Origin of the sequence: Enterobacter sp. BWH64 (assembly GCF_001037645.1) — a bacterium.
Taxonomy (GTDB): Bacteria; Pseudomonadota; Gammaproteobacteria; order Enterobacterales; family Enterobacteriaceae; genus Enterobacter; species Enterobacter hormaechei_C.
This window is the reverse complement of record NZ_KQ089922.1, coordinates 707,490-720,745: the sequence shown is the minus strand read 5'-3', so window position 1 is coordinate 720,745 and position 13,256 is coordinate 707,490. Positions and strand designations below refer to the sequence as shown.

Annotated in this window: 8 protein-coding genes; 3 read left to right on the top strand and 5 right to left on the bottom strand. The window is 57.5% G+C overall.

Translation table 11 applies throughout. The features are described from left to right. Positions 1-167: 167 nt before the first annotated feature. Positions 168-1,484 (top strand): gluconate transporter, encoded by a 1,317-nt coding sequence (gntT, locus tag SK50_RS03345; RefSeq protein ID WP_017384145.1) that lies wholly within the window; start codon positions 168-170, stop codon positions 1,482-1,484. Between the two features lie 111 nt (positions 1,485-1,595). On the opposite strand, the gene malQ is transcribed toward gntT, so the two are convergent. Both malQ and malP read right to left on the bottom strand, forming a co-directional pair. Beyond that, complete coding sequence (malQ, locus tag SK50_RS03340) at positions 1,596-3,674, bottom strand: 4-alpha-glucanotransferase (RefSeq protein WP_017384144.1); 2,079 nt, start codon at positions 3,672-3,674, stop codon at positions 1,596-1,598. Positions 3,675-3,683: 9 nt separating this feature from the next. After that, a complete protein-coding gene (gene malP, locus SK50_RS03335; protein ID WP_015571448.1) occupies positions 3,684-6,077 on the bottom strand; it encodes a maltodextrin phosphorylase in 2,394 nt (797 codons plus the stop codon). 572 nt (positions 6,078-6,649) lie between these two features. Between malP and malT the strand changes: the two genes are divergently transcribed. Continuing rightward, positions 6,650-9,355 carry an HTH-type transcriptional regulator MalT gene (gene malT, locus SK50_RS03330; RefSeq protein WP_017693857.1) on the top strand — a complete coding sequence of 902 codons (2,706 nt, stop codon included), beginning with the start codon at positions 6,650-6,652 and terminating at the stop codon, positions 9,353-9,355. Between the two features lie 62 nt (positions 9,356-9,417). On the opposite strand, the gene SK50_RS03325 is transcribed toward malT, so the two are convergent. Genes SK50_RS03325 through glpE form a run of 3 tightly spaced genes read right to left on the bottom strand, consistent with a single transcriptional unit; the run spans position 9,418 to position 11,402 of the window. Continuing rightward, positions 9,418-10,176, bottom strand: coding sequence for a DeoR/GlpR family transcriptional regulator (locus SK50_RS03325; protein WP_006177906.1), 759 nt, complete (start codon positions 10,174-10,176; stop codon positions 9,418-9,420). A gap of 15 nt (positions 10,177-10,191) precedes the next feature. Beyond that, positions 10,192-11,022, bottom strand: a complete 831-nt coding sequence (gene glpG, locus SK50_RS03320) for a rhomboid family intramembrane serine protease GlpG (RefSeq protein ID WP_006177907.1) — start codon at positions 11,020-11,022, stop codon at positions 10,192-10,194. Between the two features lie 47 nt (positions 11,023-11,069). Continuing rightward, the gene (gene glpE / locus SK50_RS03315) at positions 11,070-11,402 is read right to left on the bottom strand and encodes a thiosulfate sulfurtransferase GlpE (protein ID WP_006177908.1); all 333 of its coding nucleotides are present in this window, start codon (positions 11,400-11,402) and stop codon (positions 11,070-11,072) included. A 287-nt stretch (positions 11,403-11,689) separates the two neighbouring features. Between glpE and glpD the strand changes: the two genes are divergently transcribed. Beyond that, positions 11,690-13,198 carry a glycerol-3-phosphate dehydrogenase gene (glpD, locus tag SK50_RS03305; protein WP_017693856.1) on the top strand — a complete coding sequence of 503 codons (1,509 nt, stop codon included), beginning with the start codon at positions 11,690-11,692 and terminating at the stop codon, positions 13,196-13,198. Positions 13,199-13,256: the final 58 nt, after the last annotated feature.

The following is a 13,256-nucleotide window of genomic DNA, read 5'->3' as shown; positions in this document are numbered from 1 at the left end:
CGTATCATTCTCGTGGGCACTCAACACCCTTATAACAGCCGACTAAACTTAACGTTTTCGCAGGCATCAGTATGAGTGCCGTTAACACTCTGTTCCCAGTTGGGACAACCGGAATTTGTCGTTGAAACAATGACGTTACCCATAACAATTCAAAGGCCAGGTCAATCATGCCATTAGTCATCGTCGCTATCGGTGTTGTGTTATTACTGCTCTTGATGATCCGCTTCAAAATGAACGGATTTATCGCTCTGGTTCTGGTGGCACTTGCAGTCGGTCTGATGCAGGGAATGCCGCTGGTTAAAGTTATCAGCTCCATTAAAGCCGGTGTCGGCGGTACGCTCGGCAGCCTGGCGCTGATCATGGGCTTCGGCGCCATGCTCGGTAAAATGCTCGCGGACTGCGGTGGCGCACAGCGTATTGCCACCACGCTGATCGACAAATTTGGTAAGAAGAACATTCAATGGGCGGTGGTGTTAACCGGTTTTACCGTCGGTTTCGCGCTGTTCTATGAAGTGGGCTTCGTGCTGATGCTGCCGCTGGTGTTCACCATCGCCGCTGCCGCCAACATCCCGCTGCTGTTCGTGGGTGTGCCGATGGCTGCGGCGCTGTCCGTCACCCACGGTTTCCTGCCGCCGCACCCGGGCCCAACGGCTATCGCCACCATCTTCCATGCCGATATGGGTAAAACCCTGCTGTTTGGTACGATTCTGGCGATCCCGACGGTGATTCTGGCAGGCCCGGTGTATGCGCGCTTCCTGAAAGGCATTGATAAGCCTATCCCGGAAGGGCTGTATAGCGCCAAAACCTTTACTGAAGAAGAGATGCCAGGCTTTGGCGTCAGCGTCTGGACCTCACTGGTACCGGTGATCCTGATGGCGATGCGTGCCATAGCAGAGATGGTTCTGCCGAAAGGTCACGCGTTCCTGTCCGTTGCGGAGTTCCTGGGCGACCCGGTGATGGCGACGCTGATTGCGGTCCTGATCGCCATGTTCACCTTCGGTCTTAACCGTGGCCGTTCCATGGATCAGATCAACGACACGCTGACTTCTTCCATCAAAATCATTGCCATGATGCTGCTGATCATCGGCGGTGGCGGCGCGTTCAAGCAGGTGCTGGTCGACAGCGGCGTGGATAAATACATCGCGGCCATGATGCATGAAACCAACGTCTCCCCGCTGCTGATGGCATGGTCTATTGCCGCGGTGTTGCGTATCGCGCTGGGCTCTGCGACCGTTGCGGCGATTACCGCGGGCGGTATCGTTGCGCCGCTGATTGCGACCACGGGCGTAAGCCCTGAGCTGATGGTTATTGCGGTCGGTTCCGGTAGCGTGATTTTCTCCCACGTGAACGATCCGGGCTTCTGGCTGTTCAAGGAGTACTTCAACCTGACCATCGGTGAAACCATCAAGTCCTGGTCCGCGCTGGAAACCATTATTTCGGTGTGCGGTCTGGTCGGGGTGCTGCTGTTGAATATGGTGGTTTGATGTATTAAGTCGGGTGGCGGCTATGCCTTACCCGACCTACTTAATGCACGTAGGCCCGGTAAGCGTTAGCGCCACCGGGCAATAAAAAACCCGCCACTGGCGGGTTTTTTATCACTTCTTCGCTGCTGCTTTTCGCCGTTTATCCAAATCCTTAATCAACCTGTTCACCCCGTCATCGGCAAACATCGCTTCAAGCGTTGTGGACAGCTTGCGACGCCAGTTTTTGTACTGATAGCTGGTGCCGGGGATGTTTACCGGCTCCGCCATATCAATCCAGTCTTCCGGTTGCAGACCGAGCAACGCGCTGTTGCTGTCGGCAATATAGCGCTGTAAGCCACGGTTAAGCGTTGGCGTCATCGACATCAGCGACGCCTTATGCCCGGCGCGCTTCGGCAGACAGCCATGCTTATGCAGCGCATCCAGCAACCCCTGCTTCGCCAGCTCGCGATCCTGATACAGCCCACGCAGAACCTCTTCATCCGGGTAGAGACCCAGCGTTTTGCCGAGCGTCAGGTCGCCGCTTTCCCAGTAGCCTCTGAGCGTAGGAAGATCATGCGTCGTCGCGACTGCCATTGACTGTTCAGGGTACGCTTTCGGCGCGCGGAAGGTTTTCTCATGGTCGTTTTCAAAATAGAGCACTTTGTAGGAGTAAACCCCGCTGTCGCGGAGCTTGCTGACAATTTCCACCGGCACGGTACCGAGATCTTCGCCAATCACCATGCACTGATGACGTTTACTCTCCAGCGCGAGGATTGAGAGCAGGTCGTCCACCGGATACTGCACGTACGCCCCGTGGTCAGCCGTTTCACCGTACGGGATCCACCACAGGCGCAGCACGGACATCACGTGGTCGATACGCAACGCACCGCAGTTCTTCATGTTAGCGCGCAGCAGGTCGATAAACGGCTCGTAGGCACGCGCCGCCATCACGTGCGGATCCATCGGCGGTAAGCCCCAGTTCTGACCAAGCGGGCCCAGAATATCCGGCGGCGCCCCCACAGAAGCTTTCAGGCAGTAAAGTTCACGGTCACACCAGGTTTCCGCCCCGCCTTCCGCCACGCCGACGGCCAGATCGCGATACAACCCGATCGGCATGTTATAGCCCTGGCTCACCTGCCAGCAGGCGGCAAACTGGCTGTACGCCAGCCACTGCAACCAGAGATAGAAATCCACCTCGTCGGCATGCGTCTCACAGAATGCCTTCACTTCCGGGGTATCAACGGACTGATAGGCTTCCGGCCACACCGGCCAGCCCCAGCGCATCTCGTCCTCCTGAACCTGATACGCATGCAGCGCATCAAACGCTGCCTGCCAGTAAAGGCTCTCGCCTTCCTGCATCACAAACTGGCGGAAGGCTGCCATCTGCTCGTCGTCACGCTTCGCAAAGCCCTTCCAGGCCAGACGCAGAGCCGCCATTTTCAGCGCGGTAACGGAGGCGTAATCAACCCAGTCCGCATCGCGGGCTTGTTTCAGCAGCTGTTGCGTGGTTTCAAGCTTCCACCACGCCTGCGCCTCTTTGCTGTTTTTGAAATCGTCTAACGCGTTAACGTCGATGTAAATCACGTTCAGCCAGCGACGGGAAGACGGGCTGTACGGGCTGGCGCTTTCCGGATTCGCCGGATAGAGGGCGTGGATCGGGTTGAGGCCGATGAACGCGCCGCCGCGCTCACCAACAGATGCCAGCATCTTTTTCAGGTCGCCAAAATCACCAATGCCCCAGTTGCTGTCCGAACGCAGGGTATAGAGCTGCACGCAGGCGCCCCACAGCTTTTTGCCTTCACGCAGCGCCTGCGGCTCATAGCAGCGCTTTGGCGCCACAATCACCCGACAGTGAAAACGCTGGTCGTCCCGGGTCAGCGTAAGCGTGTGGTAGCCCTCCGGCAGCTTCGCCGGAAGGTTAAGGGTTTTGCCGCCGGTGGCATGGCCTTTGTGCTGATGCCCCTCTTCGGTGGTGAGCAGCCAACTGAACTCGCCGCGCCCTTCCACCGCCAGCGGCATCTTTTTGCCTGCGGTAAAGACCTTGACGTTCGGCACCGGCGCACCCGACGCTTTCGCGTCGGTTTTGTGCATGGCATCCAGCAAACGTCTTTTGGTGTCCGCACCAATAGACTGCGGTTTGCCGTGCGCATTGATGTAACTGAGGCTAATTCCCGCCGCCTGCGCGGCACTGTCCAGACGTTTACTCTCCATCGCGCTTCCTTAGCGTTTTGCCTGCCAGATACGAGCCTGATAATCACGGATTGAGCGGTCAGAGCTGAACATACCGCAGCGCGCGGTGTTCAGGATACACGCGCGGGTCCAGGCATCCTGGTCGCGATACAGCACGTCGACCTGCTTCTGCGCTTCAACGTAAGCCGAGAAGTCAGCCATCACCAGGTACGGGTCGCCGCCCTGTTTGTCCATGCTGTGCAGCATCTGGTCAAACGCGTGCTTGTCGCCGTCGCTGTACTTCCCGCTTTCCAGCTCTTTGAGCACCGCATCCAGCACTTTGTCTTTTTTACGCCATTTCACCGGGTCGTACCCTTTGGCTTTGATGGCTTTCACTTCTTCAACAGTATGGCCGAAGATAAAGATGTTCTCTTCGCCGACCTTCTCGGCAATTTCGACGTTCGCACCGTCCAGCGTGCCGACGGTCAGCGCGCCGTTCAGGGCCAGCTTCATGTTGCCGGTACCGGACGCTTCTTTACCGGCGGTAGAGATCTGCTCGGAAATATCCGCCGCCGGGATCAGCATTTCAGCCGCAGAAACGCAGTAGTCCGGCAGGAACACCACCTTCAGCTTGTCGCCCACTTTCGGATCGCTGTTGATCGCCGCCGCCACTTTATTAATGGCAAGGATAATGTTTTTCGCCAGGTAGTAGCCCGGCGCCGCTTTCGCACCGAACAGGAACACGCGCGGGACGCGGTCGGCCTGCGGGTTCTCGCGGATCTCTTTGTACAGCGCCAGAATGTGCAGCAGGTTCAGGTGCTGACGTTTGTACTCGTGCAGTCGTTTGATCTGGATATCGAAAATCGCATTCGGGTTGATCTCAATTCCGGTGCGCATTTTCACAAACTCGGCCAGACGAACCTTGTTCTCCAGCTTAATGGCGCGGTACTGCTCGCGGAACTTCGCGTTGTCGGCCTGTTTTTCCAGGTTGATGAGCTGGTCCAGGTCGTTGGCCCACTCTTTCTTCAGGGTCTTGTCCAGCAGGCCGGCCAGCAGCGGGTTGCACTGCTTAATCCAGCGACGCGGCGTGATGCCGTTGGTCACGTTATGGAATTTGGTCGGCCACAGCTGGTGGTATTCCGGGAAGAGATCTTTCACCACCAGATCCGAGTGCAGCGCGGCCACGCCGTTCACCGCAAAGCCGCTGACCACGCACATGTTCGCCATGCGCACCTGCTTGTCGTGCACAACGGCCAGCTTCGCCCAGACGGCCTTATCGCCCGGCCAGGTTTTCTCCACCAGCGTTTTGAACTGGTCGTTAATCTTGTTGATGATCTGCATATGGCGCGGCAGCAGCGTTTTCACCAGCTTCTCATCCCAGCACTCGAGCGCTTCCGGCATCAGGGTGTGGTTGGTGTAGGCGAAGGTGCGGCTGGTAATGGCCCAGGCGTCGTCCCAGCTCAGCTGATGCTCGTCGATCAGCACGCGCAGCAGCTCCGGGATCGCAATGGTCGGATGCGTGTCGTTAAGCTGAATAACTTCGAAGTCCGGCAGCTGAGCCAGCTTGCGGCCCGCCAGGTGGTGGCGACGCAGAATATCCGCCACGGAGCAGGCGCACTGGAAGTACTGCTGCATCAGACGCAGCTTTTTACCCGCCAGATGATTATCGTTCGGGTAGAGGACTTTGGTCAGCTTCTCGGCGTCGATCCCCTGCTGCTCGGCGCGCAGGAAATCACCGTCGTTGAATTTGGTCAGGTTAAACGGATGCGCGTGCTTCGCCTGCCACAGGCGCAGCGGCTGCGCCACGCCGTTACGGTAGCCGAGTACCGGCAGGTCCCAGGCTTCACCGGTAATGGTGAACGCCGGTTCCCAGAGTCCCTGCTTCGTGACTTTCCCGCCAATCCCGACCTGCACATCCAGCTGCGCGTTGTGGCGGAACCACGGATAGGTATTGCGGTGCCAGTCGTCTGGCGCTTCCATCTGATGGCCGTCGGCAAATGACTGACGGAACAGGCCGTACTGATAGTTCAGGCCATAGCCAATCGCCGACTGGCCCACGGTTGCCATGGAATCCAGGAAACAGGCTGCCAGACGTCCCAGACCGCCGTTACCCAGCGCCGGATCAATCTCTTCTTCCAGCAGATCGGTCAGGTTGATGTCGTGTTCTTTCAGCACGTCACCGACCTCCTGATACCAGCCAAGGTTCAGCAGATTGTTACCCGTCAGACGGCCAATCAGGAACTCCATTGAAATGTAGTTGACGTGACGCTGGCCTTTCACGGGCTTCGTCACAGGCTGAGCGTCCAGCTGCTCTGCGAGCGCCCCGCTCACCGCCTGCCACCACTGGTGAGGCGTCATTTCGTTTGCAGCATGAAGGCCAAAACGCTGCCACTGACGTGTCAGGGCAGCCTGAAATTGAGCTTTGTTGAAAGTAGGCTGTGACATAGGGAATCGGCATCCTGTAGAGAGTAAAAACATTTAACGCTAGTGTGCCTGGCTCATTGCGCCTCTTCCTCCTCCTGTCGGGGATTAGACAGGGAGGAGTAGCGGGGATGAGCATAAAAGTGTGATCGAGGCCACTGTGTGAGTGTGCGCTTCGCTGAAAAAGCGATCCCGGAAGAGCGTCAAAGAAATGAAATGCAGTTTCGGAGGAAATTAATCATCGCTGAAATGATTACTTACGTAGAATAATATTTCCGCGCGTCGCGATTATTCAGCACCCCTATTAAGCCGATGCAACTTTCCCCGAAGTTAATTAACTTCAGCGTCATTATCTCTTTCTGAAACCAGTTTCAGCGCAACCGCGACTTATGCACACAAGCCAGAAGCAGCGCGGCATCCAGCCATTTACGGAAAGTTCCATCAGTGATGAGAATGTTTTGTGACAGAGTGCAAATTCAGAGCCTCCAAACCCAGACATAACTTGCAATAGTTCCTCTATTGGCCGAACTTATAGATATTAATTACGAAGCGCAAAAAAAATAAATTCTCTCGTTCCCCACAGTGAAGTGAAAACTATGTTGATTCCGTCCAAATTAAGTCGCCCGGTTCGTCTTGACCATACTGTGGTCCGCGAGCGCCTGCTGGCTAAACTTTCCGGTGCGCATAATTTCCGACTGGCGCTGGTTACGAGTCCTGCGGGTTATGGAAAAACAACGCTCATTTCGCAATGGGCGGCAGGTAAAAGCGATCTTGGCTGGTACTCCCTGGATGAAGGGGATAACCAGCAGGAGCGTTTTGCCAGCTATTTAATTGCCGCGATTCAGCAGGCAACCAACGGACACTGCGTCACCAGCGAGGTGATGGTGCAAAAGCGCCAGTACGCCAGCCTGTCCTCTCTTTTCTCCCAGCTGTTTATCGAGCTGGCCGAATGGCATCGCCCGCTGTATGTGGTGATTGATGATTATCATCTGATCACCAACCCGGTTATTCACGAGTCCATGCGTTTCTTCCTGCGCCATCAGCCGGAAAACCTGACGCTGGTTGTCCTGTCGCGTAACCTTCCGCAGTTGGGCATTGCCAACCTGCGCGTGCGCGATCAGCTGCTGGAAATCGGCAGTCAGCAGCTGGCCTTTACCCATCAGGAAGCGAAGCAGTTCTTTGACTGCCGCCTGACGTCTCCGATTGAGGCGTCGGAAAGCAGCCGCCTGTGCGATGACGTTGCCGGCTGGGCCACGGCGCTTCAGCTGATTGCCCTCTCCGCGCGGCAAAACAACAGCCCGACGCATCAGTCCGCGCGCCGCCTGGCGGGCATCAACGCCAGCCACCTGTCGGATTATCTGGTGGATGAGGTACTCGACAGCGTTGACCTCTCCACCCGCCATTTCCTGCTGAAAAGCTCCCTGCTGCGTTCCATGAACGATGCGCTGATTGTACGCGTCACCGGCATTGAAAACGGGCAGCTTCAGCTCGAAGAGATTGAACGTCAGGGTCTGTTCCTGACGCGCATGGACGATCCCGGCGAATGGTTTAGCTACCATCCGCTGTTTGGCAGCTTCCTGCGCCAGCGTTGCCAGTGGGAACTGGCCGCAGAGCTGCCTGACATTCACCGCGCCGCCGCCGAAAGCTGGATGGCGCAAGGTTTCCCGAGCGAGGCTATCCACCATGCGCTGGCCGCCGGGGATGCCGGTATGCTGCGCGATATTCTGCTCAACCACGCGTGGGGACTGTTCAACCACAGTGAACTGACGCTGCTGGAAGAGTCGTTAAAAGCGCTGCCGTGGGAAAGCCTGCTGGAAAATCCGCGTCTGGTGCTGCTCCAGGCCTGGCTGATGCAGAGCCAGCATCGCTACAGCGAAGTGAACACCCTGCTGGCGCGCGCCGAGCAGGAGATGGAAAGCGAGATGGATACCACCCTGCATGGCGAATTTAACGCCCTGCGTGCGCAGGTGGCGATTAACGACGGTGACCCTGAGGAAGCCGAACGGCTGGCGATGGTCGCGCTGGATGAGCTGCCGCTGGCGAATTTTTACAGCCGTATTGTGGCCACCTCGGTACACGGCGAAGTGCTGCACTGCAAAGGCGACCTGACGCGCTCGCTGTCGCTGATGCAGCAAACCGAACAGATGGCGCGCCGCCATGACGTGTGGCATTACGCGCTGTGGAGCCTGATCCAGCAAAGCGAGATTTTATTCGCGCAGGGGTTCCTGCAGGCCGCCTGGGAGAACCAGGAGAAAGCCTTCCAGCTTATTCGTGAGCAGCATCTGGAACAGCTGCCGATGCACGAGTTCCTGCTGCGCATTCGCGCTCAGCTGCTGTGGGCGTGGTCGCGTCTGGACGAGGCGGAAAGCGCCGCGCGTCAGGGCGTGAACGTGCTCTCCAGCTTCCAGCCGCAGCAGCAGCTGCAATGCCTGGCGCTGCTGGTGCAATGCTCGCTGGCGCGTGGGGATTTGGACAATGCGCGCAACCATCTCAACCGCCTGGAAAACCTGCTCGGCAACGGCCAGTACCACAGCGACTGGGTTTCCAACGCCGATAAGGTCCGGGTGATTTACTGGCAGATGACCGGCGACAAAAAATCCGCCGCCAACTGGCTGCGCCACACGCCGAAACCTGAATTTGCCAATAACCACTTCCTGCAAAGCCAGTGGCGAAACATTGCCCGCGTGCAGATCCTGCTCGGTGAATTTGAGCCTGCCGAAATTGTGCTGGAAGAGTTGAACGAAAACGCCCGCAGCCTGCGCCTGATGAGCGATCTGAACCGCAACCTGCTGCTGCTCAACCAGCTTTACTGGCAGGCGGGTCGCAAAAACGACGCGCAGCGCGTGCTGCTGGAAGCGCTGCAGCTGGCTAACCGCACCGGGTTTATCAGTCACTTTGTGATTGAGGGTGAAGTGATGGCGCAACAGCTGCGCCAGCTGATTCAGCTCAACACGCTGCCGGAGCTGGACCAGCACCGCGCTCAGCGCATTCTGCGTGAGATTAATCAGCATCATCGGCACAAGTTCGCCCATTTTGACGAGAATTTCGTCGAACGTTTGCTGAACCATCCTGAAGTGCCGGAACTTATCCGCACCAGTCCGCTCACCCAGCGTGAATGGCAGGTACTGGGGCTGATCTATTCAGGGTACAGCAATGAGCAGATTGCCGGCGAGCTGGCCGTCGCGGCGACGACCATTAAGACGCACATCCGTAATCTGTATCAGAAGCTCGGCGTGGCGCATCGTCAGGATGCGGTGCAGCATGCGCAGCAGCTGCTGAAGATGATGGGGTATGGCGTGTAGGTTTTGTGCGGCCTGATGCCCTCACCCCGGCCCTCTCCCACAGGGAGAGGGAGAAAGACCGATCAACACAACTCTAACTGCAAATTATTATCTTTAATCACCTGCAACACGCCCGCCGGAGGCATCACGTCGGTGTAAAGCGCATTGACCATGCTGATGCTGCCCATATTCACCATCGCGTTTCGGCCAAACTTGGAGTGGTCCGCCACCAGCATCACGTGGCGTGAATTCTCAATGATCGCACGCTTGGTGCGAACTTCGTGGTAATCAAACTCCAGCAGCGAGCCGTCGCTGTCGATACCGCTGATCCCCAGAATGCCGAAATCGAGGCGGAACTGAGAGATGAAATCGAGCGTCGCTTCGCCGATGATCCCGCCGTCGCGGCTGCGCAGTTCGCCACCCGCGAGAATGATGCGGAAATCATCTTTCTGCATCAGGGTATTGGCAACGTTCAGGTTGTTGGTGACCACGCGCAGGTTCTCGTGTTGCAGCAGCGCGTGCGCAACCGCCTCTGGCGTGGTACCGATATCAATAAACAGCGTCGCGCCGTTGGGGATCTGGCTGGCGACCTTACGCGCAATACGCTCTTTCTCCGCCGTTTGTGTCGCCTTACGGTCGTGCCAGGAGGTGTTCACCGAGCTGGACGGCAGCGCCGCCCCACCGTGATGGCGCAGAATACGGCTTTGATCGGCCAGGTCGTTTAAATCGCGACGAATGGTTTGCGGGCTGACGGCAAACTGTTCCACCAGCTCTTCGGTACTGACGTATCCCTGTTTTTTTACCAGTTCGATAATGGCGTCATGACGCTGCGTTTGTTTCATGAAATATCCCTGGAATTATGTTCGTTTTCGCGCATGGAGCGTGTCGGCGAAGGCCATCGCCAGCCCGACGGCCAGACCGGTGACGTGGGCACCGTTGGCAATGGACATACCAAACAGATCAAACCATCCGGCAATAAGCCATATTAACGCAAAGGCGATTAATCCGCGCTGCAGATAGATGCCGCTCTCCGGATCGCGCTCGCCCCTGAGCCAGACGTACCCCATCAGGGCGTAGACCACCCCGGACAGGCCGCCGAACCATGGCCCGCTGAATTTATGCTGCACATAGCCGCTCAGCAGGGCGCTAATCACGGTAAGCACAATCAGCTTGCCGCTGCCCAGTCGCTTCTCAACGATACCGCCGAGGTACCACCACCACAGCAGGTTAAAGAGAATATGCATCACCGAGAAGTGCATCAGCGTATGGGTGAAGTAACGCCAGACGTCAAACTGCAGGGAGGGATCGTACGGCCACGCCAGCGCAAGCATCACGGGCTGGTCGCCGACCACGTTCATAATGATAAAGACCAGAATACAGGCCGCCATCAGCAGCAGCGTAAACGGCCCGGCGCGTTCGCGCAGCGTGGCGATAAAAGGAAAACGACGGTATTGCAGCCCGCTTCCCGTCTGGCCGGACTGCCAGCTCGCGGCGAGGTAGCGCGGGTCGGCGGGATTCTCAAGGAAACGCGCCAGCTCCTCGTTGACGCGCGCGGCCTGGCTTTCGTCGGCGAGCCAGACGTCGGTTTGCGTATGTTGCTGAAGGGTAAGGATAACGCCCTGCGTCGCCATATAGTCGACAAACGCCTGGGCGACGCGCGGGTTGGTAAAGGAGGTGATCATCAACATGGGCGGCGGTCGCTTATTTCCACACAAAAGAGGACAGTATAGCGAGATCAGCGCTCAAACGCGTACTCAACTTCTGCCGGGAAATGGCGATGCCAGGCATCGAAGCCGCCATCAACGCTGTACACCGCATCGTAACCCTGCTGAAGCAGATACTGCGCCGCGCCTTTGCTGCTGTTGCCGTGGTAGCACATCACCATCACCGGCGTTTCGAAGTCGTTATCGCGCATAAACGCGCCCAGCGTATCGTTGGTGAGATGGAACGCGCCCGGCGTATGGCCCATCGCAAAGCTCTGCGGATCGCGGATGTCCACCAGCACCGCTTTTCCCTGGTGCATCTTCTGGTGGGCTTCTTCTACGTTAATACATTCAAACTGATCCATGGTGTTCTCATCTTCTGTTCAGGTGTGGCGCGGTTTTCCCCCCTCACCCTGCCCTCTCCCGGAGGGAGAGGAAAAGGGAACCCCCTCTCCCCGTGGGAGAGGGTTGGGGTGAGGGCATCAAGCCGCACTATTTTACCCCGTAGTGTACGTCCTGGCGGCGGGTAAACGCCATTATGTTATCCATATCACTCTAAATTGTTTTTTTGATGTTACCAAAGGCGCGTTCCTTTGCTATTATGAGCGATATCGAACATTTTTGAGCTTTAACGAAAGTGCATGAGGGTGTTATGGAAACCAAAGATCTGATTGTGATAGGCGGGGGCATCAACGGTGCCGGTATTGCGGTTGATGCCGCAGGACGCGGTTTATCCGTGCTGATGCTGGAAGCTAACGATCTCGCCTGCGCGACGTCGTCCGCCAGCTCCAAACTGATTCATGGCGGCCTGCGCTACCTGGAACACTACGAATTCCGTCTGGTCAGTGAAGCCTTAGCTGAACGCGAAGTGCTGCTGAAGATGGCGCCGCATCTGGCGATCCCAATGCGCTTTCGTCTGCCGCATCGCCCGCATCTACGCCCGGCGTGGATGATCCGCATCGGCCTGTTTATGTACGATCATCTCGGCAAACGCACCAGCCTGCCGGGATCGAACGGCTTGCGTTTTGGCTCAGAATCGGTTCTTAAACCTGAAATCGTGCGCGGTTTCGAATATTCCGACTGCTGGGTGGACGATGCGCGTCTGGTGCTGGCTAACGCGCAGATGGTCGAGAAGAAAGGCGGCGAGGTGAAAACCCGTACCCGCGCGACCGCCGCACGCCGCGAAAACGGCCTGTGGATTGTGGAAGCGGAAGACGTGGATACCGGTGAGAAGTTTAGCTGGAAAGCGCGCGGCCTGGTGAACGCCACCGGCCCGTGGGTAAAACAGTTCTTCGATGACGGTATGCACCTGCCTTCTCCGTACGGCATCCGCCTGATCAAGGGCAGCCACATTGTGGTGCCGCGCGTGCATACCCAGAAACAGGCTTATATCCTGCAAAATGAAGACAAGCGCATTGTGTTTGTGATCCCGTGGATGGACGAGTTCTCCATCATCGGCACCACCGACGTGGAGTACAAGGGCGATCCGAAAAACGTTGAGATCGACGAGAGTGAAGTCAGCTACCTGTTGAAAGTGTACAACGCGCACTTTAAGAAACAGCTGGCGCGCGATGACGTGGTCTGGACCTACTCCGGCGTGCGTCCGCTGTGTGATGACGAGTCTGACTCACCGCAGGCCATCACCCGTGACTATACGCTTGATATTCATGACGTGGACGGTCAGGCGCCCCTGCTGTCGGTATTTGGCGGTAAGCTCACCACCTACCGTAAACTGGCGGAGCACGCGCTGGAGAAACTGGCGCCGTATTACAAAGGCATCGGCCCGGCGTGGACGAAAGGCGCCGTGCTGCCTGGCGGCGATATCGGCGATAACCGCGACGATTACGCCGCGAAGCTGCGTCGCCGCTTCCCGTTCATTACCGAAGGAATGGCGCGCCACTATGCCCGCACCTACGGCAGCAACACCGAACTGTTCCTCGGCGAGGCGAAAGAGATTGCCGATCTGGGCGAGCATTTTGGCCATGAGCTGTACGAAGCGGAACTGCGCTACCTGGTGGAACACGAGTGGGTGCGCCGTCTGGACGATGCTATCTGGCGTCGTACTAAAGAAGGGATGTGGCTGAATGCCGAGCAGCAGTCTCGCGTGGCGCAATGGTTGCAGCAGCATGCGGGAAAGCGTGAATTGTCGTTGGCGTCGTAATTGAAAAAAAGCCGGGTGGCGGCTCCGCCTTACCCGGCCTACTCGATCCCGTAGGCCC

Bases quoted from the DNA above. Each gene is read 5' to 3' on its own strand.
- gntT (WP_017384145.1), top strand. From the start codon at position 168: ATGCCATTAGTCATCGTCGCTATCGGTGTTGTGTTATTACTGCTCTTG.
- malQ (WP_017384144.1), bottom strand. From the start codon at position 3,674: ATGGAGAGTAAACGTCTGGACAGTGCCGCGCAGGCGGCGGGAATTAGC.
- malP (WP_015571448.1), bottom strand. From the start codon at position 6,077: ATGTCACAGCCTACTTTCAACAAAGCTCAATTTCAGGCTGCCCTGACA.
- malT (WP_017693857.1), top strand. From the start codon at position 6,650: ATGTTGATTCCGTCCAAATTAAGTCGCCCGGTTCGTCTTGACCATACT.
- SK50_RS03325 (WP_006177906.1), bottom strand. From the start codon at position 10,176: ATGAAACAAACGCAGCGTCATGACGCCATTATCGAACTGGTAAAAAAA.
- glpG (WP_006177907.1), bottom strand. From the start codon at position 11,022: ATGTTGATGATCACCTCCTTTACCAACCCGCGCGTCGCCCAGGCGTTT.
- glpE (WP_006177908.1), bottom strand. From the start codon at position 11,402: ATGGATCAGTTTGAATGTATTAACGTAGAAGAAGCCCACCAGAAGATG.
- glpD (WP_017693856.1), top strand. From the start codon at position 11,690: ATGGAAACCAAAGATCTGATTGTGATAGGCGGGGGCATCAACGGTGCC.